Below are 25,503 nucleotides of genomic sequence, written 5' to 3'. Positions count from 1 at the left end.
GTCTGCATCATGGGGTACCGGCCTCCTCATCGGGGCGATCTGGCGGTACGTCGAGAATTCGCAGGGCGCTGCCGGCCACCCGCGAGAATACCGGCGCGGCGATGGCACCACCGTAATAGGCGTCGCCCCGTGGGTGGTCAATCATGACCACGGTGATGATCCGCGGATCCGACACCGGCGTGATGCCTACAAACAGTGCACGGTAGGCATTTTGCTCGTAACCGCCACTGCCGCTCTTGCGCACGGTACCGGTCTTGCCGGCCACGCTGTAACCGGGAACCAGGGCCCGGCGAGCGCCGGTACCCGGTGCCACGACTTCATCCATCATTGCCAGGACGCGGTCAGCCACGTCCGGCTGGACCACCTGCTCCCCCTGGGGCTCGCGACTGAGGCGCAGCAGAGAGGGCGGAAGACGTTCGCCGTGATTGGCAATGGAGGTATAGGCGCTGGCCAATTGCAGCGCCGTGACCGACAGACCGTAACCGTAGGACAAGGCCGCCCACTGACTGCTCGACCAGACCGCGGGAGCCGGCATGTTGCCCGTGGCCTCGCCGGGAAAGCCGGTGCCCGGCGCCTGCCCGAAGCCCAGTGCGCGGTAGCGGTCAGGCACCACCGGATCATCGAGCTGCAAGGTCAGCTTGGCCATGCCTATATTGGAGGACTTGCGCAGGATACCCGCCAGGGTCAAGGCACCGTTGTTGGACACGTCACGGATCGTGTAGCGATCGATGCGCATCCAGCCGGGGGAGGTATCGACTACCAGGTCGGGGGGAAACCGGCCGGTTTCCAGCAGCGCCGACATGGCCAAGGGCTTCATCACCGATCCCGGCTCGAACACGTCCACCATGGCCCTGTTGCGCAAGCCCTGAGGATCCAGGCCTGCGCGATTGTTAGGGTTGTACGAGGGTTGGTTGGCCATGGCCAACACTTCGCCGGTGCGTGCGTCCATCATCACCAGCACGCCGCCGTCGGCATCGTTTTCATCCACCGCAGCCTTCAGCTCGCGGTATGCCATGTATTGCAGGCGTTGGTCGATGGAGAGCGTGAGGTTGCCGCCCGGTTCGGCTTCCTGAAGAACCTCGAGATCCCGCACCAGGCGGCCACGACGATCCTTGAGCACGCGGCGCTTGCCGGGCTCTCCCGACAGGTAGGACTGATAGGCCAGCTCCAGCCCCTCCTGCCCCTGGTCGTCGACGTTGGTCACACCCAGCAATTGGGCGATCACCTCTCCCGCCGGGTAGTAGCGCTTGTACTCTTCCCGGGCATGGACGCCAGGTACCCTCAGCTTCAACACTTCCTCGGCCTGGGCTGGGGTCATCCGACGCCGCAGATACATGAACTCTCGTTCGCTATACCGCTCGATGCGATCGTTGAGCGCATCCAGGTCCTGGCCCAGTGCCTGAGCCAGCCTCAGTCGCTGGATGTTGTCATCCGGCAGGTCCTGGGGATTGGCCCAGAGCGTGACAACCGGCGTGGATATCGCCAGCGGCTCCCCGTGGCGATCAGTAATCATGCCCCGGTGGGCGGGTATCGGGTCGGTGCGCAGGGTACGCGCGTCGCCCTGCACCTGCAGAAAGTTTCGATTGATCACATGCAGGTCGACGATGCGTCCGGCAAGCAGCCCCAGCCCGACCAGGATCAGCGTCATCATGACGATGTAACGCGCACGACCCATCGGCTCCATGGGCGGAGGTCGTCGCGGCGTCACACCCCGAGGGAGCTCCGCGGTCATGGCCCAATCACCTCGATGTCATGGATATCCGGCAAGCGCATCTCGAGCCGCTCTACCGCCAATCGCTCAATCCGCGAAGGAGTCGACCAGGCGCTCTCTTCCAGCAACAGCTGCCCCCATTCGGTCTGCAGCTGCTGCTGCTCTCGCTCGAGCTCCTGAAGGGTCGCATAGTGCTGGCGGGTTTGATGACTGACGCTGATGACGGCAAGCGCCGACATCAGGCACGCCAGCAGCAGCGCGGCCACCAGCAACAGCCTCGGTGACAGCGCTGTCGGCAGCGGCCAGCCAAAGGCGTTGAGATCCTGTCGTCCTTGAGCCATCTGCTTTCCTCAATAGCGCTTGCGCGCCACACGCATCACGGCACTGCGCGCACGCGGGTTGGCCTCGACCTCTTGCGGGCTCGCCTTCATGGCCTTGCCCACGGATTCCAGTCGACGAGCGATCTGATCATCCCGCAACGGTATACCTTTGGGCACATTGGTATCCCCTTTGACGTGGTCGCGGATAAAGCGCTTCACCCGGCGGTCTTCCAGCGAATGAAAGCTGATCACCACCAGGTGGCCACCCGGCGCCAACGCCTCGAGTGCGGCGTCAAGGGCGAGTTCAAGCTGATCCAGCTCGCCATTGACGTGGATGCGCATGGCCTGAAACACCCGGGTGGCCGGATGCTTGCCTTTTTCCCAGGCAGGATGGGCCTGTTTGATCACCTCAGCCAGGTCAGCTGTGCGCGTGAAGGGACGCTGCTGACGGCGCTCGATCACCGCCCTGGCGAGGCGTCGCGCAAAACGCTCCTCACCATAGCGCTTGAACACCGAGCTCATCTCGGCTTCATCAACGCGCGCCAACCAGTCAGCAGCACTTTCGCCCTGGGTCGGATCCATGCGCATGTCCAGCGGACCATCGCGTAGAAAGCTGAAACCCCGCTCGGGATCATCCAGCTGAGGCGACGACACCCCGATATCCAGCAAAATGCCCGACAGACGACCATCCAGGCCGCGCGCCTGGGCCACTTCCCTGAGCCGCGCGAACTCGGTCTGCTCAATGCTGAAACGAGGGTCATCGATGGACGCCGCTTCGGCGATGGCCTGGGGATCACGGTCCAGCGCCAGCAGGCTGCCACTATCGTTCAATCGCGAAAGGATGGCGCGGGAGTGTCCGCCACGCCCAAACGTGCCGTCCAGGTAGGTACCACCGGCATCATGTACCAGGGCATCGACGGCACCGTCGAGCAAGACGCTTTCATGGGCGAAGCCGCGCACGGACGTTTCTGAGGAGGGTGACGGCATGCAGCTCTCGTTCGACGATGATATTCCAACGCGCGGCCAGCCAACGACGCCGTCAGCGGTGGAACTCTCTCGCCACTGGGCTCCTGGCCGCACAGATTCATGAGGCAATGCCCGGGCCGCAGGCCCGAGCACAGAACATCTGGGGGAGTCGGCCGATAAGCCGGGTTCTGTCGAGGACAGCCATTCCTCTAGGAGCAGTGTCACCACTGCCCTCAAGCAACCTACCCGAACCCAGCGCGGGCCACGCCAACGGGTTCCTATTTGGTCTTGCTCCGAGTGGGGTTTACCGTGCCACGCACTGTTGCCAGGCGCGCGGTGCGCTCTTACCGCACCCTTTCACCCTTGCCGGCCTCCCTGAGGAGACGTAGGCGGTCTACTCTCTGCTGCACTTTCCGTCGGCTCACGCCGCCCAGGGGTTACCTGGCACTCTGCCCTATGGAGCCCGGACTTTCCTCCCCCGCCTTGCGGCGGCGGCGACTGTCTGGCCAACTCCCGCGGCAAGCATACCAGTGCCCCGCCACCCCCTCAATCCCCGTCCTTCAGTGACTGGGCCTTGGCATACCATGTCTTCTTGGCTCCGCCCAGCACCCGCGCGGCGACACCCGCCGCCTGCTTCACACCGACACCTTCGTCGAGAAGCGCTCGCAGCAAGGCATCTTCCTCCACCGCCTGCCCTGCGGACGCCACCTCAGTCGCTCCGGCCACCATCACCACGAACTCGCCGCGGGCTTGATTGGGATCTTCCTCGATTACCGCAAGAAGCTCCGCCGCCGTGCCATCGAGGAAGGTTTCGAAGGTCTTGGTCAATTCACGCCCCAGCACTACCTGACGATCACCCAGCAGCGCGGCCAGGTCCGCCAGCAGATCCTTGATGCGGTGTGGCGATTCATAGCACACCTGCGTACCTGTATCGCCGCGCCAGGTCTCGAGCCGGGCTCGCCGACCGCTGCCCTTGGCGGGCAGAAAACCATGAAAGGTAAAGGAGGACGTGGGCAGCCCCGCGGCGCTCAAGGCGGTAATCAGGGCACAGGGACCGGGAATCGGCACGATCGAGAAGCCCTGCTGGCGCAGCTCGCGCACCACCACGAACCCCGGATCACTGATCAGGGGAGTCCCCGCATCACTGATCAGTGCCACGTCATCACCCTCGAGCAGGCGGCGCTTCAGCAGCTCTACCCGGGACGCCTCATTATGGTCATGCACGGAGACCATCGCAGGCGCGACACCGAGGTGGCGCATCAAGCGCGCGCTATGCCGAGTATCCTCTGCAGCTACCAGGGCCACCCGCCCCAGCACCGCCGCTGCTCGCGGACTCAAATCTTCCAGATTCCCAATTGGCGTGGCGACCACGTACAATGAACCGGCTTTCACTTCTGACATCTTGGCTCCCTGGGCTGCCATCCGGAACACGGACAAGGAAGGATTCATGAGGACTTTGACTCGCGGCCCCGTGGCCGCTGCTGTACTGGCCATCTCTCTGGCCGGCTGCAGTTTCACACCAAGCATCGTGCAACGGGCCATGGATGACGACCCGGATCAGCTTCTTGCTCAGGCCGCACAGCAACAAGGCACAGAAGCCGCCGAGACCCGCTTGCGAGCGGGCGATATCCTAGCACGCTCCGGGCGGCGCCCCCAGGCGCTCGAGGTACTGAACAACCTGGACGCAAGCCAGCTCTCTGGCGAGAGCCTGCGTGACTGGGCGATGCTGCTCTCTGAGCTGGGTGACAGCGAGGGCAACCCCCAGGCGGTGATCAAGGCGGCTGGCGTGCTGGATGACCTGCAGCTGGCAAGCGACGATGCCAACCTGCTGCGCCTGCGCCAGGGACTCGCCCTGGGTCAGCTGGGCCAGCCCCAGGAGGCAGCCCGAGCGCTGATGCAGGTGCAGAGCGATACCGGCCGGGAAGACATCAACGACGCCATCTGGGACCAGCTCAGCGTGCTCAACAACCGCCAACTGGACGCCCTGTCCCAGCCCGACAACGCCATCGTGACGGGCTGGCTGGAGCTGACCCGTCTGGTCAACAGCAGCGGCGGCGACATCCAGGGGCTTTTTGCCCGTCTTGATGACTGGCGCGTCGCCAACCCAGACCACCCGGCCAATCGCCGCCTGCCCAGCCAGATTGGCAAGCTACGCGAACTGCGCGGCCAGAGCGTGCAGAACATCGCCGTACTGCTGCCTGAATCAGGCCCGCTGGCGGGAGTTGCCGACGCCATCGAGCAAGGCATCCGCACCCAGCAGTCCAACGTTGTCAACGGTGGCGGCAACGGTGCCCAGCTGAGCTTCCTGGATGCCTCCAGCGCAAGCCTCGACCAACTCTACCAGCAGGCCCAGAGCAGCGGCGCCCAGGTGGTGATCGGTCCGCTCGACAAGAGCGACGTGACTCAGCTGGAAAGCCGGGCCGAGCTGCCGCTGCCCACTCTGGCCCTCAACTACGGTCAATCCGCCGCCAACCAGACCAAGAACCTGTACGAGTACGGTTTGTCTGCCGAAGACGAAGCACGCCAGGCGGCTCGCCGGGGCTGGCAGGATGGCCATCGCAGTGCGTCCATGCTGGTGCCTGACAACGATTGGGGGCAGCGTGTTGGCGAAGCCTTCTGGAACACCTGGAGCGAGCTCGGCGGCGACATTGCCACCGCGGTTCGCTACAACCCGGGGGCGCCGGCCACCGACAGCACCCGCCGCGCCATCAGCAATCCGCGTCCGGACATGCTGTTCCTGCTGGCTCTACCAGACTACGCGCGCCAGGTTCCGCCGACCATGGAGTACTATTCGGCCTCCAACCTGCCGGTATACGCGACGTCCCACCTGTACGAAGGCTCCCCTCAGCCGCGCCTCGACAAGGACCTCAACGGCGTTCAATTCGCCGATATTCCCTGGAACATCCCCGACGCAGCGGTGGGCGGCGCCGAGGCACTGCCTTACTACGACAGCTACCGCGAACTCAAGGAACAAGGATCGCCCTCCATGTTCCGCCTGATGGCCATGGGCGTCGACGCCTATGAGCTGGCTCGTCGCATGCCCCAGATCCAGGCACTGCCTGGTTCGCGGATTCAGGGCGCTACCGGCACCCTGAGCACCACAGGTGACGGCCGCATCTACCGTGAGCTGCCATGGGCACAGTTCAGCGACGGCGTGCCGGCCCCGGTGTTCAGCGACGGACTCGGCGATAGCGCTGGCGCCAGCAATGCCAATGCGGCCCCCTGACCCCAGGGACGCCGTTCAGCGCGGCCAGGCCATCGAGCGCTATGCACAAGCTTGGCTTGAGCAGCAAGGCCTGCTCCCGGTAGCGCGCAACCAGCGCTTTCCGGGAGGAGAGCTCGATCTGGTCATGCGCGATGGCGACATCCTGGTCTTCGTGGAAGTTCGCCATCGCCGCACCACCCGCCACGGCTCGGCCGCGGAAACCATCACGACGACCAAGCAGCGCCGCCTAATCCGGGCGGCGCGTTTTTATCTGCAGCGCAACGGGCTATCATGTCCCTGCCGCTTCGATGTTCTGGCGATCACCGGCGCCCCGCCACAGCTTGAGACCGAGTGGTTGGCCAATGCATTCGAAGCGAACTGACACACCGGGCGTCCCCGCGGATGCCCCCATGGACCAGGAAGGCAGCATGGATTTCCAGAGCCGAATTCTCGGACAATTCAACGACAGCATCGACACCAAGACCTATGCCAGCGAAGTGCTTCCTCCGTTCATCGAGGTCGCCAGCCAGATGATGGTCCAGTGCCTGGTCACCGACGGCAAGATCCTGGCCTGCGGCAATGGCGGCAGCGCCGGTGATAGCCAGCACTTCTCATCTGAGCTATTGAACCGCTTCGAGCGCGAACGTCCCAGCCTGCCAGCCTTGGCATTGACCACTGACACTTCGACGCTGACCTCCATTGCCAACGATTACAGCTACAACGAGGTCTTCTCCAAGCAGATTCGCGCCCTGGGACAGCCCGGCGACGTGCTGCTGGCCATCTCTACCAGCGGCAACTCCGCCAACGTCATCCAGGCGATCCAGGCGGCCCATGATCGCGACATGACCGTTGTGGCCCTGACTGGTCGCGACGGCGGCAACATGGCCTCGCTGCTGGGACAGGATGATTGCGAGATACGCGTCCCAGCGACGTCCACGGCGCGCATCCAGGAGGTGCATCTGCTGGTCATCCATTGCCTGTGCGATCTGATCGACGAACAACTTTTTGGTGCAAGCGAGTAACGAGTGAATATCATGAAACAACCCCACACCCGTCCCACACGCCCCTTGCTGGCCGCCCTGCTGCTCTCCATTGCCCTGGCGGGATGCACCACCGTCACCTCGGTGACCAACCCCGGCACCATTGACGAGGACTACGGCGAACGCACCTTGGGTGCCACGGTGGAAGACGAGAGCATCGAGACCAAGGCGGCTCACAACCTGGGACGCACCGATGCTCGACTGGCCGACGCCCGTATCAACGTCGACAGCTACAACGGCGTAGTCCTGCTGACCGGCCAGGTGCCCAGTGCTGAACTCAAGCAGCGCGCCGAAGAGGTGGTCAGCCAAGTGCGCAACGTGCGCCGCGTGCACAACGAACTGACCGTGGCAGCAAACCTGCCCACCAGCCAGCGCCTCAATGACGCCTGGCTCGACACCAAGGCACGCACCGCATTGGCCACCAGCGATCAGGTGGACTCCGGAAGAATCACCGTGGTGACAGAAAACGCCACCGTTTATCTGATGGGACTGGTCACCCACGCCGAGGCGGACCGTGCGGTAAATATTGTCTCCAACGCGGGCGGAATGGAGCGCATCGTCAAGGTATTCGACTACATCGACTGATGCTGCCGGCACCGCGAAAAAAACGGCGTCCCCATGGGGACGCCGTTTTTTTTGACGATAAGGCCAGCGCTACCGCCTGCCACCCACACCATGGTGACAGCGCAGCGCTCTACCGGGGGTAAGCCCCAGCGTTACTTGATGACCCGCAACGATGGCCGCCCCTTGCGCGGAGGCTTCGCCTGCCCATCACTCTTGCCATCGCTCTTGGCATCGGTCTCGGCGCCGGTCTCGTCAGCCTCTGCCGCCGAGGTCCGCTCTTCCTCGCCACTGGACTCAGCGCTGTGCTGCTCCGACGGCTCGGCGTCTGCCTGTGGGCGCTTGACACTCTCAAGCACAGGCGCCTCATCGACATCGTTGGCCTCATCGGTCGGCAACTCAGGCTCATGACCAAACACCATGCCCACACCGTTTTCACGAGCGTACAGCGCGATCAATGCAGGGATGGGAACAAAGAGAAGCTCTGACTTGCCGCTGAAACGCGCGGAAAACCGAATCATGTCATTGCCCATATGCAGGTCACGCACTGCACTTGGGCCAAGGTTCAGCACGATTTGCCCATTCTGGACAAACTGTCTCGGCACCTCGACATTGTCGTACTCGGCATCAACGACGATATAGGGGGTCAATTCGTTATCCAGCAGCCACTCATAGAGCGCCCTGGCCAGATAGGGTCGACTGGACTTCATACTTTGGCCCTCTTGGTTGGCAAATGGGAACTCGGATCGTCCCGACCGAGGCCGGCTACCCGGGGTGTCGCCACACTGGGCGTACTCCGTGCCTGCAACCAGGCAGCCGCACCACGGCAACATGCAGAAAGGCGAGAGGCCGCAGCGCTCTCGCCGTCATTCTTTCGGGACCGCTCGCGGCCCCGAACGGCGCGTCGCCACCCAGCACCGACTCTCACGGGCAGGTTGCCTTCAGGGACGAATTTCGCGCTCGGCTTCGGACAGAGAAGCGCGGAAGCCATCACGAGCAAACACTTTTTCCATGTAGCTCATCAACGGACGCACCTGCTTCTCCGGCAGCTCGATGTTGAGCGCGGGCAAACGCCACAGAATCGGCGCCAGGCAGCAGTCCACCAGAGTGAACTCTTCACTCATGAAGAACGGCATGTCTTCGAAGATCGGCGAGATCCCTATCAAGCTCTCCCGCAGTTCCTTACGCGCCTTGTCGGCTTCTTTCTTGCTGCCGGACAGGATGCGATCGACCATCGGGCACCACTCGCGCTCGATGCGGTGCATCCAAAGACGGCTCTGAGCACGCGCAACGGGGTAGACCGGCAGCAGCGGCGGATGCGGAAAACGCTCGTCCAGATACTCCATCATGACCTTGGACTCGTACAACACCAGGTCACGATCCAACAGCGTCGGCACGCTGTTGTACGGGTTCAGGTCCGCAAGCTCCTCGGGATGCTTGTCGTCAGTCACTTCGACAATATCCACTGCGACGCCCTTTTCAGCCAGCACGATCCGCACACGGTGACTGAAATGGTCCTCGCCACCGGAATAGAAGATCATCGACGACCGCTTGGCCACTACACCCATGAAACAATCCTCGCATCAGTTCAAGCCGGGATGATAACACGACAACCCCCTGTACGGGGGGCAAGAAGGGGACATCTTTCACCCTCGCGCGAGCGTTTTCGCCACACGGGGCGCCACATCATAGCGCACAACGCACGGCGGGCGCATGGTCTCCCATACGCCCGCCCGTGCTGTCACTGCCTCAATGAATGTCGCGCCAATACTCACGCTTGAGGAAGTACGCCACGATGCCGAACAAAAATATGAAGATCAGCACCTTGGGGCCTAGCGCCTGGGCATGAAGCTTGGACGGCTCGCCGACGTAGGCAAGGAAGTTGGTCAGGTCATACACGGCCTGCTCGAACTCCTTGGGCTCCATGCTGCCGGGCGAGGTAATCTGCAGCGTCTCGCAGGACTGGAACTTGCCCGTCAGCGGGTCCAGCTCGGCGTCGCCTACCGCATGATCAGACGCCGCGCAGACCTGCTCCTGAACCCCCTGCAGAGGCTCCAGCACGTTGGGCATGCCTACAGACGGGAACACCACATTATTCACCCCGGTCGCCCGCTCGCTGTCGCGATAGAAGCTCAGCAGGTACGTGTAGATCCAATCGGTGCCCCGCAGCCTTGCCTCCAAGGTCAGGTCGGGTGGCGCCTTGCCGAACCACACTTCTGCATCCTCGGCGCTCATGGCCTTGTGCATTTGATCGTTGTAGCCGAGATCCGGCGAAAAGATCAGATTATCCTCGACCAGATCCTGAGGCATATCCAGGTCTTCTGCAGCCCGTGAAAACCGCTGGTACTCGAGCGAATGACAGCCCATGCAGTAATTCACGTACAGCTTCATCCCGCTCTGCAGAGACGCCTGGTTTTCCAGGTCCGGTGACATGCTGCGCAGATGCACCCCCTCTCCGCCCGCGGCCAAGGCGGCCATGGGGACTAGCGCGAAGAGCAGTGCGAACAGTTGCTTTTTCATTAGCCAGTCACCCTTTCAGGAACGGGTTTGGTCTTCTCCAGCCGGGTATAGATCGGCATCAGCAGGAAGAAGGCGAAGTAGATCACCGTGCAGACCTGGGCGAGCAACGTGCGGCCTGCCGTGGGCGGCAATACCCCAAGCACACCAAGAATCACGAAACTGATGGCAAACAGCACCAGCATGATCTTCGAGATCCAGCCTTTGTAGCGAATCGAGCGCACCGGCGAGCGGTCAAGCCAGGGCAGCACGAACAGCACTGCAATGGCTGCCCCCATGAAGATGACGCCGAGGAACTTGGCATCAAGACCGAACAGCGAGAAGGTAATCGCGCGCAGGATGGCGTAGAACGGCGTGAAGTACCAGACCGGCGCGATATGGTCCGGGGTCTTCAAGGGATTCGCCGGCTCGAAGTTGGGCTTCTCGAGGAAATACCCGCCACCTTCGGGGAAGTAGAAGATCACCGCACAGAAGACAAACAGGAACACGGCGACACCCACAATGTCCTTGACCGTGTAGTAGGGATGGAAGGGTATCCCGTCCAGCGGTTTGCCGGTTTCATCCTTCTTGGCCTTGATGTCGATGCCATCAGGATTGTTGGAGCCCACTTCATGCAGCGCAATGATGTGCAGCACCACCAATGCCAGGATCACGATCGGCAGCGCCACCACGTGCAGGGCAAAGAAGCGGTTCAGGGTAATCCCGGAGATCAAGTAATCTCCGCGTACCCACTGGGCCAGGTCCGGACCGATGCCGGGGATGGCGGAAAACAGGGAAATGATGACCTGAGCGCCCCAGTAGGACATCTGCCCCCAGGGCAGCAGGTAACCCATGAAAGCCTCGGCCATCAGCGCCAGATAGATCGCCATGCCGAAGATCCAGACCAGCTCACGGGGCGCCTTGTAGGAGCCGTAGAGCAGACCACGAAACATGTGCAGATAGACCACCAGGAAGAATGCCGAGGCGCCGGTGGAGTGCATGTAGCGGATCAGCCAGCCGTACTCCACATCCCGCATGATGTATTCGACGGAGGCAAAGGCGCCCTCGGCGCTGGGGTTGAAACTCATGGTCAGCCAGACGCCGGTCAGAATCTGATTGACCAGCACCAGCAGAGCGAGGGATCCGAAGAAGTACCAGAAATTAAAGTTCTTGGGCGCGTAATACTCTGACAGATGCTCCTGCCACATCTGGGTCGCCGGGAATCTATCGTCGATCCAGCGCATGAGACCGCGCTCGGCCTTGGCCTTGTTGGGATTTGCCATTACGCACCCTCCCCGTCTTCACCGACCACGATGACCGACTCGTTGACAAAGTAATAGGGCGGAACCTCCAGGTTCACGGGAGCGGGAACGTTGCGAAAGACCCTGCCCGCCAGATCAAAACGCGAACCGTGGCAAGGACAGAAGAAGCCGCCCGGCCAGTCTTCTACCCCCACCCCTTCGGCATTGGGTTCGGGCTTGAACAGCGGCGAGCAGCCAAGGTGCGTACAGATCCCCACCAGCACCCCGATCTCAGGCCGAATGGAGCGCAAATGGCCTCCGGCATAGCCGGGCTGCTGCGGCTTGGCAGACTCGGGGTCGGCCAGCACGTCTTCTCCCAGCGCCTCGGTTCGCTCAATCATCTCTGGAGTGCGATTGATGACCCATACAGGCCGCCCGCGCCACTCGACGGTCATTCTCTGCCCCGGCTCGAGCTTCGAGATATCCGCCTGAACGGGAGCCCCTGCCGCCCGCGCTCTGGCACTCGGCTGCCAGGATGCCACAAAGGGAACCGCTACCCCGACAGTGCCGACCGCCCCAACCACGGAGGTAGCACCCACGAGGAAACGGCGCCGCCCCTTGTTCACGCCGTTGTCTGCCATGATCTGGTTTCTCCCATCAGACTTTATCCGTTGTTGTTTTCACGGTCCCTTGAATGTCCGTGACCACGGATACAAGTGGCTTGTATGTTAGGAAATCCCCCCCACCCGCACAAGAAGACCTCCGGGCAAGACACCCCGTGCAAGCCCCATACATTTGACATGGAACAACTTTATGACGATGTGCCCGAGCGCCCTGCGGCAAAAGAAGGGCCTCAAGCGCATCAAGGCCGCAACTCCAGCCTCACAGGACGGCTAGCGGATCAGCACAAAAGTCATCAACGGTCGCATCGCGGAACACGCCCTGCCGGGTCGGGTGCAGCACTCGCGGCAGACGCAGCGTGGTAAAAGGGGTAGCGCACTGGAAACCAAGAGGGAGGCACGCTAGCAAGAAGGAGGCAGCGCAAGGAGACCATCAGAGGTCGAGCTAGAGAAAAACCGATAGGAAGGGATAGGAAGAGACACAAGAAGAAGCACAAGAAGAGCGACAAGAAGCGGGAGACGCAGAGAGGACACGAGAAACGCACGGAGCGACAGCCCCTGGGAGCAAGTTCGGGCTCGTTACCGACGTAGACGCCACGCGCACACGCGCAAAAACCGCATCCGAAAACGACAGCGCCCGGGCCAATGGCCCGGGCGCTGTGCGATCGGCAAGCGTATCGATTAACGCTTGGAGAACTGCGGGCGACGACGCGCCTTGCGCAGACCGACCTTCTTACGCTCGACTTCACGTGCGTCACGAGTGACGTAGCCAGCTGCGCGCAGCGGCTTGCGGAAGTCTTCATTGTACTGCATCAGGGCACGGGTAATGCCGTGACGGATAGCGCCAGCCTGGGCACTGCCGCCGCCGCCCTTGACGGTGACGTAGACGTCGAACTGCTCGAGAGTCTCGGTCAGTTCCAGCGGCTGACGAACCACCATGCGACCGGTAACACGGCCGAAGTATTCGTTCAGGTCACGGCTGTTGACGGTGATCTTGCCGGTGCCCGGCTTCAGGAAGACGCGCGCGGTAGAGGTCTTGCGGCGCCCGGTACCGTAATACTGCTGTGTCATGGCGAAGATTCCCTCAGATGTTCAGTTCTTGCGGCTGCTGGGCAGCGTGCGGATGTTCGGAACCGGCGTAGACCTTGAGCTTGGCGTGCATGGCACGACCCAGCGGGCCCTTCGGCAGCATGCCCTTGACGGCGCCTTCGATGACACGCTCAGGCGCGTGGTCGATCAGCTGATTGAAGGTCATGGAGCGCAGGCCACCCGGGTAACCGGTGTGACGGTGGTACATCTTGTCGCTGGCCTTGTTGCCAGTCACCTTCACCTTCTCGGCGTTGATGACGACGATGTAGTCACCGGTGTCCACATGGGGAGTGTATTCCGGCTTGTGCTTGCCACGCAGGCGGCGAGCAATTTCGGTAGCCAGACGACCGAGCGTCTTGTCCGCGGCATCGACGACATACCAGTCGCGCTGGACGGACTGCGGCTTAGCACTGAACGTCTTCATGGATGAAATCACCAATTCGATGTGTTGGATCTCCCGGCTCTTCTCCTGATAGCGCTTGAATACTCGCGACACCAGGCAGCACCGTGCAGAGATCATCCCTATTTTTCTTGGTTGCCCGACACCACAACCCACCGGGGTGTCGGCACAACGGTCGAGCGAGCGCGCATTCTACACAACCACAGGCTCGACGTCACCCTCTGTTTCTACAGCGGGGTCTTTTCCTGACAGCCAACGGCGGTGGCTCACGGCTTGTGCGGCAAGGCCAGATACTCCCGTGACTGCATTTCCTGCAGCCGCGATAGCGTTCGCTCAAACTCGAACTCGAGCTTACCCCCGTGATACAGCGCTTCGGCCTCCACCTCAGCCGACATCAGCAGCTTCACGCCGCGATCATAGAACTCGTCGACCATGTTGATAAAGCGGCGAGCCTGATCGTCGGTGGCACCGTCCATCTTGCGCACACAGGACACCAGCACCGTATGGAACTCGCGCGCCAGCTCGATGTAATCGTTCTGACTGCGCGGTCCGTCGCATAGCTCGAGGAAGTCGAACCAGACAACGTCCTCGTGAAGACGACGGGCATGCAGAACCCGATGATTGACCTCGACGGGCACCTGATGCTCGCCCTCCTGGCCTGCGATCTCGCGAAAGCTGCGCTCAAGCTCCTGATCTGCCGCATCGTCCAGGGGATGATGGAAAATCTCGGCCCGCTCCAACGCACGCAGACGGTAGTCCACGCCTGAGTCGACATTGACCACCTCACAGTGGCGATTGAGCAAGTCGATCGCCGGCAGGAAACGGGCCCGCTGCAAGCCGTCCTTGTACAAGTCATCAGGAACGATGTTGGACGTGGCCACCAACACCACCCCCCGCTCAAACAGCGCCTCCAGCAAATTCGCCAGAATCATCGCATCGGTAATGTCCTTGACGAAGAACTCGTCAAAGCAGATCACTCGCGCCTCTTCCGCGAACTTGCCGGCGACCAACCGCAGCGGGTTCTTCTCGCCCTTGCAATGGTCGAGTTCGTTGTGGACGCGCTGCATGAACCGGTGGAAATGCGTCCGCATCTTTTGCGGAAAGGGCAACGCCTCATAAAACGTATCGACGAGATACGTCTTGCCGCGGCCGACGCCTCCCCAGAAGTACAGACCGCGAATGTCGGGCACCGGCGGCTTCTCCGGCGCCTGGTCACGCCCGAACAATCCCTTGAGACGCGATGTCAGACCTCGCTGCGCCGCTTGAGGTGCTCGCGGTGTCGGCGCCGCGACCAGCTCGTCATACAGCCGCTGCAGCTGCGCCACTGCGTTGGCCTGGGCGGCGTCTTCGGTAAAATCAGCGCGCTGCAGATCACGCTGATAGCGTTCCTGCGGGGTTTCTGGGCGGCCTGCGCTCGACACAGAAGAGCTCATGTAGCGTCCTGGCTGTCAACAAGTTCGGAGCCGCATTATACGCAGACCACGACAGAATGGCAGGACCGCCGTGCTGAGCGTAACCACCCAGGCGGGGCCCACGGTCAGGACACGGCATTGACCCTTTATGAGACAAAGCCTCTATAATGGCCCGACGCCCGGGGCGAGACGCCCGGCCGTCAGAAAGTGCTCAGGGAGAACCAAGTGGAACCAAGCAACCTCAACATGATCCTGGCAGCGGCTTGCCTGGTGGCAGGCATCGGCCTCGGCGCACTGGGTTACCACCTGCTCAATGGTGGCGCCCGAAGCGCCCAGCGCATGCGCCTCAAGCTGACCGAACGCGAACGCCAGCTGACCGAGTGGAAGGACGGTGTTGATGAGCACCTTCAGCGCATGGAGCAGCTAACACAAAAAGTCTGCCAGGACGCACAGGCACTCAACCGCCAGCTGCATGACTCCGCCCAACAGCTGGGCAGCACGGCCATCAGCCAGGAGAACACCGTGCAGCCCACCGCTGCCGCCGAGGAAGATCTATCGATTCCTCGCGATTACGCCGACGGCAACCGTGGCACACTGTCCGAAGACTTCGGCCTGCGCAGCGCCAATGAGGACGAGCCGCGTCCGCCTCGTTTCTGACCCTAGCCGCTAACCGCACTCCCGCCCGCATAACAGCAAGAGCCCGCATAATGCGGGCTCTTGCGTAGGGCTGTCGACATAAGCCGAGGGTGACGCCGGGCCCGCACCACATGGTCCGCCCAGACGCTCATATAGCGCATCCCTTGCTATCTTTCCTGTTACGACATGGCGTCAGGCAGGATTGTCGATATCCACAAAGCGGTGCTCCACCCCGAAGCGCTGCTTCAGCCACTCCCCAAGCGCCTCGACCCCATAACGCTCGGTGGCATGGTGGCCTGCCGCCAAGTAGTGGATACCCAACTCTCGGGCCATATGCGTGGTTCTTTCGGAGATCTCACCCGAGATAAAGACCTCGGCCCCCGCCGCCGCTGCCTGAGCAATCATGTCCTGCGCACCACCGGTGCACCAGGCGACCCGACTGACCGGCGCCTGGGACGGTGCCTCGACCAACAAGGGCTCCCGCGCCAACGCCTGACCCACTGCCCCAGCCAGCTCAGCGATCGTCGACGGACGCTTCAATTGCCCGTGCCACAGCAACCCTTCCCCCATGGGGGCATCAAGGGTACCCGCCACGCTAAGGCCGAGTCGGTGCGCCAACATGGCGTTATTGCCAAGCTCAGGGTGAGCGTCCAACGGCAGGTGATACGCCAGCAGATTGATGTCACTGCCCAGCAGCGCACCCAACCGCTTGCGCTTCATGCCGGTAATCGCCACCGGCTCGTTCTTCCAGAAGTAGCCGTGATGCACCAGCAGCACATCTGCCTGCCAGCGCACCGCCTCATCGACCAGCGCCTGGGATGCAGTCACGCCTGACATGACCCGGGTAACGCTGGCACGGCCCTCGACCTGCAGGCCATTCTCCGTGTAGTCCTTGAAGCGGGACACATTCAGCAGCTGGTCACAGGCCGCCACCAGCTCATCACGTTGCGTCATGCAGGTTCTCCTGAAGCAGGTCCAGACAAGCATCACCTCAGCGATGCTACAATGCCGCACATTGTACGCACCGCCTCGCCAGCCCGCGACCGCCAAACAAGGACCTCCGCCGCATGCGACGCACCCTTTCCCTCTATTTCTGGCCAGTCCTCACCGGCATCCTCCTGGCCATTGTGCTGATCAATGCCTTCCCGGAGAGACTGGGCCGCACGCCCTCCACGCTGACATCGCCGCCGGTACTGACCCCACCCGAACAACCCCTCTCGGTCGAGCCGACGACGTCCCCGCGGCCCGCGCCGGAAGTGCGCGAGGCAGCGCCCCTCAGCCGCGAGGGCGGACCGGTCAGCTACGCCGAGGCGGTCGAAAAAGCGGCGCCCGCGGTGGTCAATGTGTATTCGTCTCGGGTGGTCGAGCGCGACACACACCCTCTTATGTCGGACCCCTTCTTCCGTCAGTTCTTCGGCAACAATGACGTCCCTTCCCGTCAGCGCATGCTGTCGAGCCTGGGTTCTGGCGTCATCGTCAGCGCCGACGGCTACGTCCTGACCAACCACCACGTCATCAGCGGCGCGGACCAGGTACAGGTGGCCCTGCGCGATGGCCGCGAGACACTGGCCCAGGTCATTGGCACCGACCCGGAAAGCGACCTGGCGGTGCTCAAGATCGATCTCGACGATTTGCCCGTGATCGAGCTGACCGACTCACGCCAAGTGGCGGTGGGCGATGTTTCATTGGCGATCGGCAATCCCTTTGGAGTAGGCCAGACCGTTACCATGGGCATCATCAGTGCCACAGGACGCAGTCATCTGGGGCTCAATGCCTACGAGGATTTCATTCAGACCGACGCGGCTATCAATCCAGGAAACTCCGGGGGCGCCCTGGTCAATCCTGAAGGGGCACTGGTCGGCATCAACACCGCCATCTTTTCGCGTTCCGGAGGCTCCCAGGGCATCGGCTTCGCTATCCCTGCCAATCTGGCGCGCAGCATCCTGGATGAGCTGGTGACCCACGGTCGCGTGATCCGCGGCTGGCTCGGCATCGAGGCCCAGGAGCTCAACCAGGAGCTGGCGACCTCCTTTGGACTGCAGGTTCCCGCTGGGGTCATCATCGCCGGCGTCGTCTCCGACGGCCCTGCCGATCAGGCGGGTCTCAAACCCGGGGATGTGCTGCTGGAGGTCGACGGACGCGCCGTTATCGACCCCCGGCGGACCATGAGCGATATCGCCGCAGTTGCACCGGGAACCGAGCTCAGCGTCAGCGTCGCACGCAAGGGTCAGCGACTGAACGTCACGCTGGAAGTCGGCGAGCGCCCCACACCACAGTCACAGGCCTTGCAGGATGAGGAAACCGCCCCCGACAACTGACAGGGGCTTGCCGCCCCCCTCTGCTCTCTGAACCTCCTGTGCGGGCAGTAGCTATCTGGGCCCGACGTGGAAAGGCCTCGGTGGAAAGGCCGCTGTAGAAAATTCGTTGTGGAGAACCGCGCGGACCGCCCCTGGAACAGCCCCAGCGTCTGCCCAGCGCGCCCTACCCCCTCCAGAGCGCTGACAACAAGGCGTTGATAAAAAGCTCTGACAACAACGCCCAGGCAACAACGCCCAACAACGCAAAAGGCCCGGAAATTCCGGGCCTTTTGTGTTCTACCACCAAGCAGAGCAGCGCCTGCCTGGACGCCAGGATCAGCGCTTGATGCGATACTCTGCCGAGCGCGCGTGAGCCGTCAGCGACTCGCCCCGGGCCAGCACCGACGCCGTCTCACCGAGTACTGACGCCCCTTCTGGCGAGCACTGGATCAGAGACGACCGCTTCTGGAAGTCGTAGACCCCTAGCGGCGAGGAGAAGCGGGCCGTGCCGGAGGTAGGCAGCACGTGATTGGGGCCAGCACAGTAATCTCCCAGCGCTTCTGCCGTGTGACGTCCCATGAAGATCGCCCCCGCATGCCGCACCTGGTCGACCATCAGCTCCGGCTTCTCCACCGACAGCTCAAGGTGTTCGGGGGCAATGCGGTTGATCAGCTCAATCGCTTCCGCCTCATCACGACAGGCAATCAGCGCACCGCGGTTGGCCAGAGACGCCCTGGCAATCTCTTCACGCTCCAAGGTGGGCAGCAAGCGCTGCATGGCCTGCTCTACCTCGGCCAGGTGCTGTTCGTCCCAGCTGACCAGAATCGCCTGTGCAATCTCGTCGTGCTCGGCCTGGGAAAACAGATCCATGGCCAGCCACTCCGGGTCCGTCTTGCCATCCGAGACGATCAGGATTTCCGACGGGCCAGCGATCATGTCGATGCCGACCTGCCCGAACACCGCGCGCTTGGCGGTGGCGACATAGATGTTGCCTGGCCCGACAATCTTGTCGACCCTGGGCACGCTGGCCGTGCCGTAGGCCAGCGCAGCCACCGCCTGGGCGCCACCCAGGGTAAACACCTTGTCGACCCCAGCAAGATGGGCAGCTGCCAGCACCAGGTCATTGACCACGCCATCCGGGGTAGGAACGACCATGACGATTTCGCCCACACCCGCCACCTTGGCAGGCACCGCATTCATCAACACCGATGAGGGATACGCTGCCTTGCCACCAGGCACATAGACGCCAGCACGATCCAGCGGAGTGACTTTCTGCCCCAGCACGGTGCCATCGGCTTCGGTGTACTGCCACGACTCTGGCTTCTGGCGCTCATGATAGCGGCGGATGCGATCGGCAGCGGTGGTCAACGCATCTCGCTGAGTGCTCTCCAGGCCGTCGTAGGCCGCCTGCAGGCGGTCCGGCCCGAGCAGCAACTCAGACATGCTCGACACCTCGAGACGATCCAGGCGCCGACTGAGCTCTACCAGCGCCTCATCACCCTGTTCGCGTACCTGGGCGATGATATCGCTGACCGTCTGCTGCACCTGATGGTCGGATACCCCCTCCCACGCCAGCAGCTCGGAAAGCCGCGCTGTGAAATCGCCATCACTGGTCGAAAGTCTTGCCACTATCGGCGCTTGCTGGGCCATCTGGTCATCTCCGCAGTCTTGTCCAACCACCTTCTCTCACCCGCCTTCGTGTCACGCTCTATCACGTCACTTGCCACCGTGTCAGCAGGGGCATACCACCTGATCCCGGCGCTCAAGCCCGCCGATCAGCCAGCGGCTTGCCGACGCGCGTCCACCGCATCACTCAGGCGCTTGATCAACGGCTTGATCCGATCATGCTTGATCGTCATCGAGGCCTGGTTCACCACCAAACGGGTGCTGATATGCGCCATCAGCTCCCTGGGCTCCATGCCGTTGGCACGCAGGGTATTGCCGGTATCGACAATATCGACGATTTCGTCGGCAAGGTTCATCAACGGCGCCAGCTCCATCGCCCCGTAAAGCTTGATCACCTCTGCCTGGATACCCTGCTCGGCATAGTAACGTCGCGCCACATTGACGAATTTCGTCGCCACCCGGCGCCTGGCCCGAGCAGGCTCAGCCCCCTGGATGCCTGCCGTCATCAGCTTGCAGCGCGCAATGTTCAAGTCCAGCGGCTCGTACAACCCCTCCGCACCATGCTCAAGCAGCACATCCTTGCCGGCGACGCCAAGGTCGGCAGCCCCAAGCTGGACATAGGTGGGCACGTCGGTGGCTCGAATCACCACCAGCTTGACGTCCGGCAGGTTGGTGTCGAACAACAGCTTACGGCTCTTGCGCAGGTCTTCCGCCGGACGAATGCCCGCATCGGCCAGCAACGGCAGGGTCTCGTCGAGGATGCGCCCCTTGGAGAGCGCCACTATCAATTGCTTACTCATGATCTCGCCCGGTTGTCGGGATGGATGTCGAGGTGGCGTGTCGCGCGTGGGGCGGGGGCGCCCCCGCCAACGCATTTAACCTGGAACGCGCTTGATGCGTGCACCCAGAAGATGCAGCTTTTCCTCGATGCACTCATAGCCGCGGTCGATATGGTAGATCCGGTCCACCAGGGTCTCACCTTCTGCCATCATCGCAGCGATGACCAACGACGCCGAGGCGCGCAGGTCGGTGGCCATTACCGGGGCGCCAGACAGACGTTCGACGCCGGTGATCACCGCGGTATTTCCCTCAAGGGCGATGTTCGCGCCCATGCGATTCAGTTCCTGTACGTGCATGAAGCGATTTTCAAAGATCGTCTCCACCACCCGCGAGGAACCCTCTGCAACGGCATTCATGGCCACGAACTGGGCCTGCATGTCGGTGGGAAAAGCCGGGTAAGGCGCGGTGCGGATATTGACGGCTCGCGGTCGCCGCCCCTGCATGTCCAGCTCGATCCAGTCGTCCCCGGTGGTGATCTTGGCACCGGCCTCTTCAAGCTTGGCCAGCACCGCCTCGAGGATGTCCGCACGGGTACGCCGGACCCTGACGCGACCTCGGCTCAACGCCGCTGCCACCAGGAAGGTTCCGGTCTCGATACGGTCAGGCATCACATCATGATGCGCCCCGTACAAGCGCTCGACACCTTCGATCACGATGGTGTCGGTTCCATGACCGCGGATACGCGCACCCATCTTGATCAAGCACTCGGCAAGATCCACCACCTCGGGTTCCTTGGCGGCGTTCTCCAGAATGGTGGTACCTTCGGCCAGCGTCGCCGCCATCAACAGGTTCTCGGTGCCGGTGACGGTGACCACATCGAAAAAGATGGTGGCACCCTTCAGCCGTCCATCACTGCTGGCGCGAATGTAGCCGCCCTCGACCCGAATGTCGGCACCCATGGCTTCCAGGCCACGAATATGCAGGTCCACCGGACGCGAGCCGATCGCACAGCCACCTGGCAGCGACACATCCGCCTTGCCGAAGTGGGCCAGTAGCGGACCCAGCACCAGAATCGATGCACGCATCTTCTTGACCAGCTCATAGGGCGCATGACAATCGCTGACCTGAGCCCCATTGAGCTGGATACACATCTTCTCGCCCATCACGGCCTGCACGCCCATATGGCCAAGCAGCTCAAGCGTGGTCGTGATGTCCTGAAGATGAGGAAGATTGCCGATGGTTACCGGCTCTTCGGAAAGCAAGGTGGCACACAGAATCGGCAGAGCCGCGTTCTTGGCACCGCTGGCCCAGACATCGCCCTCGGCGGGTCCGTTGCCGGTAATGATCAATTTGTCCATGCGGGCGCTACCATCAGGCTCCAGTGTTCTCAGCGGCCGATTGCCACTGGGAAGGGGTAAACGTCTTGATACTGACGGCGTGAAGGGCACCAGAGGCAATTTCCTCTGACAATGCGCCGTAGATAACCTGCTGACGCTTGACCGGCGTCAGTCCGGCGAAGCGTTCGCCCACGGCGATGACCTGAAAGTTGCAGCCTTCACCTTGGATATGAAATTCGCAGCCGTCGACTCGGCTCTCGAGCAGCGCTTTAACGTCGCTGGGTTGCATGCCCCTGCTCCTTCAACTGGCGTAAGACACGGTGCGCCGACGAGGGTGCGCCGCGCCCGAAAAAACACAAAGGGCATATGGTAAAGAAAAGCGACGCGCTTGGCGATGACGTAGACACTTTCCCCAGGCTCGGTACGTGCCGCCGGCGGTCAAGCCGGCTACGGCACGACGGGGCCTGTCGCTGATGACTCCCGAAAGCAGCGCGCCCCCGAATACGCATCGCATTCGGGGGCGCGGCATGCACGATAGTGACGACAGCGGTCAGGCGCGTGCGCAGGTCGACGGCAACAGATCGTCGAGTCCCGCAAGCTCCGTCAACTGCCATAGCGGCGGCGACAGCTTGATGCTGTTCAACGACAGTCCTGCGCGACGCATGGTTCGCGCCCATTCGAGCATCATCGTCAGCGCGGCGCTGGACACGTGCTCGACCTCACTGAGGTCGAGACACACAGGGGAGCCCGGCGCCCGCTCTTCGAGCCACTCACGCCCTGCTTCCGCCATTTCGGCAGCGCCTTCGAAGTTGACCTTGCCGCAGACCCTCAGGGTGCCTTCGTCCTCAAGCAACCGGGCCGACGCCACTTCGATCAATACGCTCACGCACCACGCTCCAGCTCGTCGACACCCACGTCGGGGCTCCAGTTGTTGATGACTGCGTCGTAGTCGCGGTTGTACTGGCGCATCGCCTGGTCAAACTGATTGCGGAATGTCAGGCCCAGGTTGATGCCATTGACGATCACATTGACCACCTGCCACTTGCCGTTGGACTGACGCAGCGTGTAGCTGACCGGGTACACCGTGCCATCGGTCGCCACCACCTCCATGTCGACGCTGGCCTGATCCTCGTAGCGAGCCGCCGACTGGTTATCGAGCACCCGAATGGAGTCATACTCGAACGTCACCAGGCCCTTGGCATAGGTATCCAGCAGCGTCTGCTTGAAGACGTCGACGAAGCGAGAGCGCTGCTGCGGGGTGGCGTTGTTGAAGTACCGCCCCATCACGCTGGCGCCTATGTAGCGAAAGTCGGCAACACCGCGCAGGCTATCGTCCACCACCTGCTTGAGCTCCTGAGGGTGCTCCATATAGTACGACTCACGGCCATCGATCTTGCCCATCAAGCCATCGATGCTGTCGCGAATCATTTGCTCGGGAGATTGCTGGGCCAGAGCGGGCAAGCTGACCAGCACCATCATCAGCGCTACCATCCAGCGCCGCAGCTGAACCATGGCGTGCAGAGAACGGGTCATTGAAGCCTCCTTGTCAGTCCGGAAACTGCCGGATCAGTCTTTCGTCAGGTTGGACACGAATTGCTGTATGAGTTCCTCTAGCACCAGCGCGGACTGAGTGTCTCGCACGACACCGCCGTCCTCGATCATCTCCGGCGATCCGCCGACGGACAAACCGATGTACTGCTCGCCCAGCAGGCCGGACGTCAAGATGGCCGCCGTGCTGTCGTCCGGCAGCATGCCGGAAAGTTCGTTATCGAGAGACATCACGACTTCGGCGTCATACCACTCGGTATTCAGGTCAATGCTCTCGACCCGACCCACGGTAACGCCCGCCATGGTCACCCGCGCCCGCGGCTTGAGACCGCCGATGTTGGCGAAGTTGGCACGTAGCTCGAAGGTATCGTCGGCGCGCTGCAGGTCGAGCCCGCTGACCTTGAGCCCCAGGAACACCAGGCCCAATATGCCGGCCAGCATGAACAGGCCAACACTCAATTCCATTGTCTTGCTGCGCTTCATGGGCAGTCTCCGAAAAATCAGGAAAGCCCGCCGAACATCACGGCGGTCAACACGAAATCCAAGCCCAGTACGGCCAGGGAGGAATACACTACGGTCCGGGTGGTCGCCCGCGAGATACCTTCGGAGGTCGGGATCAGGTCGTAACCCTGAAACACGGCGATCCAGGTCACTACCAAGGCAAACATCAGGCTCTTGACGATGCCGTTGCCAATGTCGTTGAAGAACCCGACGCTGGCCTGCATGTTGCCCCAATAGGAGCCCTCGAACACCCCCAGCCACTCGACGCCGACAAGATAACCGCCATAGATACCCACTACACTGAAACCGATGGTCAACAGCGGCAGCGAGACAAAGCCAGCCCACAGTCTGGGCGCCACGATTCTACGCAGCGGATCGACGCCGATCATTTCCATGCTGGTCAGCTGCTCAGTGGCTTTCATCAGGCCAATCTCGGCGGTCAACGCTGACCCCGCACGTCCCGCAAACAGCAGTGCCGCCACCACCGGCGCCAGCTCGCGAAGCAAGGCCAGGGACACCATCTGCCCCAGCGCATCCGCCGCGCCAAAGTCGACCAGAATGGTGTAGCCCTGCAGCGCCAGCACCATGCCGATAAACAGGCCAGATACCAGAATGATCGCCAGCGACAGCACACCGACCATGTAGACCTGGGCAATCCACAGACTGATGCCCCCCATGGTGGGACGGCCAAACATCGATTGCGCTAGAAATAGCCCTGCCCGGCCCACTGCCTCGAGCAGGTCACAGCCACGCCGCCCAAGGCGACTGATCCGCTCGATCATGCTTCCTCCTGCCCCAGAATATCGTCATAGAAATCATTGGCCGGGTAATGGAACGGGACAGGCCCATCCGGCTCGCCATGCACAAACTGGCTAACGCGGGGGTCCTGCTCGACGTCCAGAGAAGCGGGCGTACCGTGGGCCATGACTCTTCCGTCCGCTACCACATAGACATAATCGGCAATGGACAAGGTCTCCTTGATATCATGGGAGACCACCACCGAGGTCAAGCCCAGCGCCTGGTTGAGACGACGAATAAGCTGAACCAGCACACCCATCGAGATCGGATCCTGACCGACGAATGGCTCGTCATACAGAATCAGCTCAGGGTCGAGGGCCACCGCACGCGCCAGCGCCACTCGCCGCGTCATCCCGCCAGACAGCTCCGAAGGCATCAGATCGCGAGCACCACGCAGCCCGACCGCTTCGAGCTTCATCAGCACCACATCGCGCACCATGCTCTCCGGAAGATCCGTATGCACGCGCAGGGGAAACGCCACGTTCTCGAACACGCTAAGGTCGGAGAACAGCGCACCGCTCTGGAACAGCATGCCCATGCGTCGCCGCATCTGGAACAGATCCTTGCGCGACAGTCGGTGCACATCGTGCCCGTCGATCAGCACCCTGCCGGCGCTCGGCGCCAGCTGCCCGCCGATCAACTTCAGCAGAGTGGTCTTGCCGGTACCACTGGGGCCCATGATGGCCGTGATCTTGCCGCGGGGAATGGAGAGATCCACGCCACGAAAGATATCTCTATCGCCGCGCGTGAAATGCAGGTTCTCCACCTCCACCAAGGAGGAAGCCGTCATCGCAGTCCCCAAACAATGATGGTCGCCATGAAACAAACGCCGTTGCCTCGCTCGCTGCAAAACGCAGACGGGCTCCGCCACGACCATGGAACCAGGAAACATGATAGAGCGCGTTGCCATGCGCTCGGT

General features: G+C 62.2%; 28 protein-coding genes and 1 other RNA gene. 6 read left to right on the top strand and 23 right to left on the bottom strand.

Annotated elements, in window-relative coordinates; all coding sequences use genetic code 11:
- Window positions 1–7: 7 nt before the first annotated feature.
- From KUV72_RS09710 to rsmI, 5 genes are all read right to left on the bottom strand, one after another.
- Window positions 8–1,675 (bottom strand): peptidoglycan D,D-transpeptidase FtsI family protein, encoded by a 1,668-nt coding sequence (locus KUV72_RS09710; protein ID WP_374107030.1) that lies wholly within the window; start codon window positions 1,673–1,675, stop codon window positions 8–10.
- A 53-nt stretch (window positions 1,676–1,728) separates the two neighbouring features.
- Window positions 1,729–2,052, bottom strand: a complete 324-nt coding sequence (gene ftsL / locus KUV72_RS09705) for a cell division protein FtsL (protein WP_206937299.1) — start codon at window positions 2,050–2,052, stop codon at window positions 1,729–1,731.
- Between the two features lie 9 nt (window positions 2,053–2,061).
- Complete coding sequence (gene rsmH / locus KUV72_RS09700; protein ID WP_222163011.1) at window positions 2,062–3,018, bottom strand: 16S rRNA (cytosine(1402)-N(4))-methyltransferase RsmH; 957 nt, start codon at window positions 3,016–3,018, stop codon at window positions 2,062–2,064.
- 140 nt (window positions 3,019–3,158) lie between these two features.
- Window positions 3,159–3,511: RNase P RNA component class A (gene rnpB / locus KUV72_RS09695), an RNA gene on the bottom strand.
- A gap of 32 nt (window positions 3,512–3,543) precedes the next feature.
- Window positions 3,544–4,398: a 16S rRNA (cytidine(1402)-2'-O)-methyltransferase gene (rsmI, locus tag KUV72_RS09690; protein ID WP_222238132.1), complete on the bottom strand. Its 855-nt coding sequence runs from the start codon at window positions 4,396–4,398 to the stop codon at window positions 3,544–3,546.
- Between the two features lie 46 nt (window positions 4,399–4,444).
- Between rsmI and KUV72_RS09685 the strand changes: the two genes are divergently transcribed.
- The 4 genes from KUV72_RS09685 to KUV72_RS09670 are packed head-to-tail and all read left to right on the top strand — an operon-like array spanning window position 4,445 to window position 7,827.
- Complete coding sequence (locus tag KUV72_RS09685; RefSeq protein WP_222238131.1) at window positions 4,445–6,223, top strand: penicillin-binding protein activator; 1,779 nt, start codon at window positions 4,445–4,447, stop codon at window positions 6,221–6,223.
- Complete coding sequence (locus tag KUV72_RS09680) at window positions 6,204–6,584, top strand: YraN family protein (protein ID WP_261317431.1); 381 nt, start codon at window positions 6,204–6,206, stop codon at window positions 6,582–6,584. Before KUV72_RS09685 ends, KUV72_RS09680 begins: the two co-directional genes overlap by 20 nt.
- Window positions 6,585–6,630: 46 nt before the next feature.
- Window positions 6,631–7,224 (top strand): phosphoheptose isomerase, encoded by a 594-nt coding sequence (locus KUV72_RS09675; protein ID WP_206937288.1) that lies wholly within the window; start codon window positions 6,631–6,633, stop codon window positions 7,222–7,224.
- 12 nt (window positions 7,225–7,236) lie between these two features.
- The gene (locus tag KUV72_RS09670; protein WP_222238130.1) at window positions 7,237–7,827 is read left to right on the top strand and encodes a BON domain-containing protein; all 591 of its coding nucleotides are present in this window, start codon (window positions 7,237–7,239) and stop codon (window positions 7,825–7,827) included.
- 131 nt (window positions 7,828–7,958) lie between these two features.
- Here KUV72_RS09670 and KUV72_RS09665 read toward each other — a convergent pair whose 3' ends face one another.
- From KUV72_RS09665 to zapE, 8 genes are all read right to left on the bottom strand, one after another.
- Window positions 7,959–8,513, bottom strand: a complete 555-nt coding sequence (locus tag KUV72_RS09665) for a ClpXP protease specificity-enhancing factor (RefSeq protein ID WP_222238129.1) — start codon at window positions 8,511–8,513, stop codon at window positions 7,959–7,961.
- A gap of 231 nt (window positions 8,514–8,744) precedes the next feature.
- Window positions 8,745–9,371 carry a stringent starvation protein SspA gene (gene sspA / locus KUV72_RS09660; protein ID WP_206937280.1) on the bottom strand — a complete coding sequence of 209 codons (627 nt, stop codon included), beginning with the start codon at window positions 9,369–9,371 and terminating at the stop codon, window positions 8,745–8,747.
- Window positions 9,372–9,552: 181 nt separating this feature from the next.
- The gene (locus KUV72_RS09655) at window positions 9,553–10,323 is read right to left on the bottom strand and encodes a cytochrome c1 (RefSeq protein WP_222163005.1); all 771 of its coding nucleotides are present in this window, start codon (window positions 10,321–10,323) and stop codon (window positions 9,553–9,555) included.
- Window positions 10,323–11,582: a cytochrome b gene (locus KUV72_RS09650; RefSeq protein WP_206937274.1), complete on the bottom strand. Its 1,260-nt coding sequence runs from the start codon at window positions 11,580–11,582 to the stop codon at window positions 10,323–10,325. The genes KUV72_RS09655 and KUV72_RS09650 overlap by 1 nt, the downstream gene beginning before the upstream one ends.
- On the bottom strand, window positions 11,582–12,181 hold the full coding sequence (gene petA / locus KUV72_RS09645; RefSeq protein ID WP_222163004.1) for a ubiquinol-cytochrome c reductase iron-sulfur subunit: 600 nt from the start codon (window positions 12,179–12,181) through the stop codon (window positions 11,582–11,584). The genes KUV72_RS09650 and petA overlap by 1 nt, the downstream gene beginning before the upstream one ends.
- 660 nt (window positions 12,182–12,841) lie before the next feature.
- A complete protein-coding gene (rpsI, locus tag KUV72_RS09640; RefSeq protein ID WP_206937268.1) occupies window positions 12,842–13,231 on the bottom strand; it encodes a 30S ribosomal protein S9 in 390 nt (129 codons plus the stop codon).
- Between the two features lie 13 nt (window positions 13,232–13,244).
- On the bottom strand, window positions 13,245–13,673 hold the full coding sequence (gene rplM, locus KUV72_RS09635; protein ID WP_206939133.1) for a 50S ribosomal protein L13: 429 nt from the start codon (window positions 13,671–13,673) through the stop codon (window positions 13,245–13,247).
- Window positions 13,674–13,915: 242 nt separating this feature from the next.
- Window positions 13,916–15,082 (bottom strand): cell division protein ZapE, encoded by a 1,167-nt coding sequence (gene zapE / locus KUV72_RS09630; RefSeq protein ID WP_206937266.1) that lies wholly within the window; start codon window positions 15,080–15,082, stop codon window positions 13,916–13,918.
- A 204-nt stretch (window positions 15,083–15,286) separates the two neighbouring features.
- Between zapE and KUV72_RS09625 the strand changes: the two genes are divergently transcribed.
- A complete protein-coding gene (locus KUV72_RS09625; protein ID WP_206937263.1) occupies window positions 15,287–15,718 on the top strand; it encodes a YhcB family protein in 432 nt (143 codons plus the stop codon).
- A 171-nt stretch (window positions 15,719–15,889) separates the two neighbouring features.
- Here KUV72_RS09625 and KUV72_RS09620 read toward each other — a convergent pair whose 3' ends face one another.
- Window positions 15,890–16,651 carry a Nif3-like dinuclear metal center hexameric protein gene (locus tag KUV72_RS09620; protein ID WP_206937261.1) on the bottom strand — a complete coding sequence of 254 codons (762 nt, stop codon included), beginning with the start codon at window positions 16,649–16,651 and terminating at the stop codon, window positions 15,890–15,892.
- Between the two features lie 113 nt (window positions 16,652–16,764).
- Here KUV72_RS09620 and KUV72_RS09615 point away from each other — a divergent pair, with 113 nt between their 5' ends.
- The gene (locus tag KUV72_RS09615; protein ID WP_222163002.1) at window positions 16,765–18,015 is read left to right on the top strand and encodes a Do family serine endopeptidase; all 1,251 of its coding nucleotides are present in this window, start codon (window positions 16,765–16,767) and stop codon (window positions 18,013–18,015) included.
- A gap of 315 nt (window positions 18,016–18,330) precedes the next feature.
- On the opposite strand, the gene hisD is transcribed toward KUV72_RS09615, so the two are convergent.
- The 9 genes from hisD to KUV72_RS09570 all read right to left on the bottom strand — a co-directional run bounded on the left by hisD (window position 18,331) and on the right by KUV72_RS09570 (window position 25,374).
- A complete protein-coding gene (gene hisD, locus KUV72_RS09610) occupies window positions 18,331–19,644 on the bottom strand; it encodes a histidinol dehydrogenase (protein WP_206937247.1) in 1,314 nt (437 codons plus the stop codon).
- A gap of 125 nt (window positions 19,645–19,769) precedes the next feature.
- Entirely contained in the window at window positions 19,770–20,420 is a 651-nt protein-coding gene (gene hisG, locus KUV72_RS09605) for an ATP phosphoribosyltransferase (protein WP_206937245.1), read from the bottom strand.
- Between the two features lie 75 nt (window positions 20,421–20,495).
- Window positions 20,496–21,758, bottom strand: coding sequence for a UDP-N-acetylglucosamine 1-carboxyvinyltransferase (gene murA, locus KUV72_RS09600; protein WP_222238128.1), 1,263 nt, complete (start codon window positions 21,756–21,758; stop codon window positions 20,496–20,498).
- 13 nt (window positions 21,759–21,771) lie between these two features.
- The gene (locus KUV72_RS09595; RefSeq protein WP_206937239.1) at window positions 21,772–22,026 is read right to left on the bottom strand and encodes a BolA family protein; all 255 of its coding nucleotides are present in this window, start codon (window positions 22,024–22,026) and stop codon (window positions 21,772–21,774) included.
- Between the two features lie 261 nt (window positions 22,027–22,287).
- The gene (locus KUV72_RS09590) at window positions 22,288–22,623 is read right to left on the bottom strand and encodes a lipid asymmetry maintenance protein MlaB (RefSeq protein WP_222162999.1); all 336 of its coding nucleotides are present in this window, start codon (window positions 22,621–22,623) and stop codon (window positions 22,288–22,290) included.
- Window positions 22,620–23,270, bottom strand: coding sequence for a phospholipid-binding protein MlaC (locus KUV72_RS09585; RefSeq protein ID WP_222162998.1), 651 nt, complete (start codon window positions 23,268–23,270; stop codon window positions 22,620–22,622). The genes KUV72_RS09590 and KUV72_RS09585 overlap by 4 nt, the downstream gene beginning before the upstream one ends.
- Window positions 23,271–23,303: 33 nt before the next feature.
- Window positions 23,304–23,768: an outer membrane lipid asymmetry maintenance protein MlaD gene (gene mlaD, locus KUV72_RS09580; RefSeq protein ID WP_206937232.1), complete on the bottom strand. Its 465-nt coding sequence runs from the start codon at window positions 23,766–23,768 to the stop codon at window positions 23,304–23,306.
- A 17-nt stretch (window positions 23,769–23,785) separates the two neighbouring features.
- Window positions 23,786–24,568, bottom strand: coding sequence for a lipid asymmetry maintenance ABC transporter permease subunit MlaE (mlaE, locus tag KUV72_RS09575; RefSeq protein ID WP_206937228.1), 783 nt, complete (start codon window positions 24,566–24,568; stop codon window positions 23,786–23,788).
- Window positions 24,565–25,374 carry an ABC transporter ATP-binding protein gene (locus tag KUV72_RS09570; RefSeq protein WP_206937225.1) on the bottom strand — a complete coding sequence of 270 codons (810 nt, stop codon included), beginning with the start codon at window positions 25,372–25,374 and terminating at the stop codon, window positions 24,565–24,567. The genes mlaE and KUV72_RS09570 overlap by 4 nt, the downstream gene beginning before the upstream one ends.
- Window positions 25,375–25,503: the final 129 nt, after the last annotated feature.

It is taken from the genome of Halomonas sp. DP4Y7-1 (genome assembly GCF_019800705.1).
GTDB classification, from domain to species: domain Bacteria; phylum Pseudomonadota; class Gammaproteobacteria; order Pseudomonadales; family Halomonadaceae; genus Halomonas; species Halomonas litopenaei_A.
The sequence above is the reverse complement of the archived record's forward strand: the minus strand, read 5'-3'. Positions and strand labels throughout refer to the sequence as shown.

What these genes read in the sequence shown, in the direction of transcription:
- KUV72_RS09680 (WP_261317431.1), top strand. Translation starts at nt 6,204, where the DNA reads ATGCCAATGCGGCCCCCTGACCCCAGGGACGCCGTTCAGCGCGGCCAG.
- ftsL (WP_206937299.1), bottom strand. Translation starts at nt 2,052, where the DNA reads ATGGCTCAAGGACGACAGGATCTCAACGCCTTTGGCTGGCCGCTGCCG.
- petA (WP_222163004.1), bottom strand. Translation starts at nt 12,181, where the DNA reads ATGGCAGACAACGGCGTGAACAAGGGGCGGCGCCGTTTCCTCGTGGGT.
- rsmI (WP_222238132.1), bottom strand. Translation starts at nt 4,398, where the DNA reads ATGTCAGAAGTGAAAGCCGGTTCATTGTACGTGGTCGCCACGCCAATT.
- KUV72_RS09655 (WP_222163005.1), bottom strand. Translation starts at nt 10,323, where the DNA reads ATGAAAAAGCAACTGTTCGCACTGCTCTTCGCGCTAGTCCCCATGGCC.
- mlaD (WP_206937232.1), bottom strand. Translation starts at nt 23,768, where the DNA reads ATGAAGCGCAGCAAGACAATGGAATTGAGTGTTGGCCTGTTCATGCTG.
- KUV72_RS09710 (WP_374107030.1), bottom strand. Translation starts at nt 1,675, where the DNA reads ATGGGTCGTGCGCGTTACATCGTCATGATGACGCTGATCCTGGTCGGG.
- KUV72_RS09570 (WP_206937225.1), bottom strand. Translation starts at nt 25,374, where the DNA reads ATGACGGCTTCCTCCTTGGTGGAGGTGGAGAACCTGCATTTCACGCGC.
- mlaE (WP_206937228.1), bottom strand. Translation starts at nt 24,568, where the DNA reads ATGATCGAGCGGATCAGTCGCCTTGGGCGGCGTGGCTGTGACCTGCTC.
- rplM (WP_206939133.1), bottom strand. Translation starts at nt 13,673, where the DNA reads ATGAAGACGTTCAGTGCTAAGCCGCAGTCCGTCCAGCGCGACTGGTAT.
- zapE (WP_206937266.1), bottom strand. Translation starts at nt 15,082, where the DNA reads ATGAGCTCTTCTGTGTCGAGCGCAGGCCGCCCAGAAACCCCGCAGGAA.
- KUV72_RS09595 (WP_206937239.1), bottom strand. Translation starts at nt 22,026, where the DNA reads ATGCAACCCAGCGACGTTAAAGCGCTGCTCGAGAGCCGAGTCGACGGC.
- KUV72_RS09665 (WP_222238129.1), bottom strand. Translation starts at nt 8,513, where the DNA reads ATGAAGTCCAGTCGACCCTATCTGGCCAGGGCGCTCTATGAGTGGCTG.
- KUV72_RS09585 (WP_222162998.1), bottom strand. Translation starts at nt 23,270, where the DNA reads ATGACCCGTTCTCTGCACGCCATGGTTCAGCTGCGGCGCTGGATGGTA.
- hisG (WP_206937245.1), bottom strand. Translation starts at nt 20,420, where the DNA reads ATGAGTAAGCAATTGATAGTGGCGCTCTCCAAGGGGCGCATCCTCGAC.
- KUV72_RS09675 (WP_206937288.1), top strand. Translation starts at nt 6,631, where the DNA reads ATGGATTTCCAGAGCCGAATTCTCGGACAATTCAACGACAGCATCGAC.
- KUV72_RS09650 (WP_206937274.1), bottom strand. Translation starts at nt 11,582, where the DNA reads ATGGCAAATCCCAACAAGGCCAAGGCCGAGCGCGGTCTCATGCGCTGG.
- sspA (WP_206937280.1), bottom strand. Translation starts at nt 9,371, where the DNA reads ATGGGTGTAGTGGCCAAGCGGTCGTCGATGATCTTCTATTCCGGTGGC.
- KUV72_RS09670 (WP_222238130.1), top strand. Translation starts at nt 7,237, where the DNA reads ATGAAACAACCCCACACCCGTCCCACACGCCCCTTGCTGGCCGCCCTG.
- hisD (WP_206937247.1), bottom strand. Translation starts at nt 19,644, where the DNA reads ATGGCCCAGCAAGCGCCGATAGTGGCAAGACTTTCGACCAGTGATGGC.
- KUV72_RS09685 (WP_222238131.1), top strand. Translation starts at nt 4,445, where the DNA reads ATGAGGACTTTGACTCGCGGCCCCGTGGCCGCTGCTGTACTGGCCATC.
- murA (WP_222238128.1), bottom strand. Translation starts at nt 21,758, where the DNA reads ATGGACAAATTGATCATTACCGGCAACGGACCCGCCGAGGGCGATGTC.
- rsmH (WP_222163011.1), bottom strand. Translation starts at nt 3,018, where the DNA reads ATGCCGTCACCCTCCTCAGAAACGTCCGTGCGCGGCTTCGCCCATGAA.
- KUV72_RS09620 (WP_206937261.1), bottom strand. Translation starts at nt 16,651, where the DNA reads ATGACGCAACGTGATGAGCTGGTGGCGGCCTGTGACCAGCTGCTGAAT.
- KUV72_RS09615 (WP_222163002.1), top strand. Translation starts at nt 16,765, where the DNA reads ATGCGACGCACCCTTTCCCTCTATTTCTGGCCAGTCCTCACCGGCATC.
- rpsI (WP_206937268.1), bottom strand. Translation starts at nt 13,231, where the DNA reads ATGACACAGCAGTATTACGGTACCGGGCGCCGCAAGACCTCTACCGCG.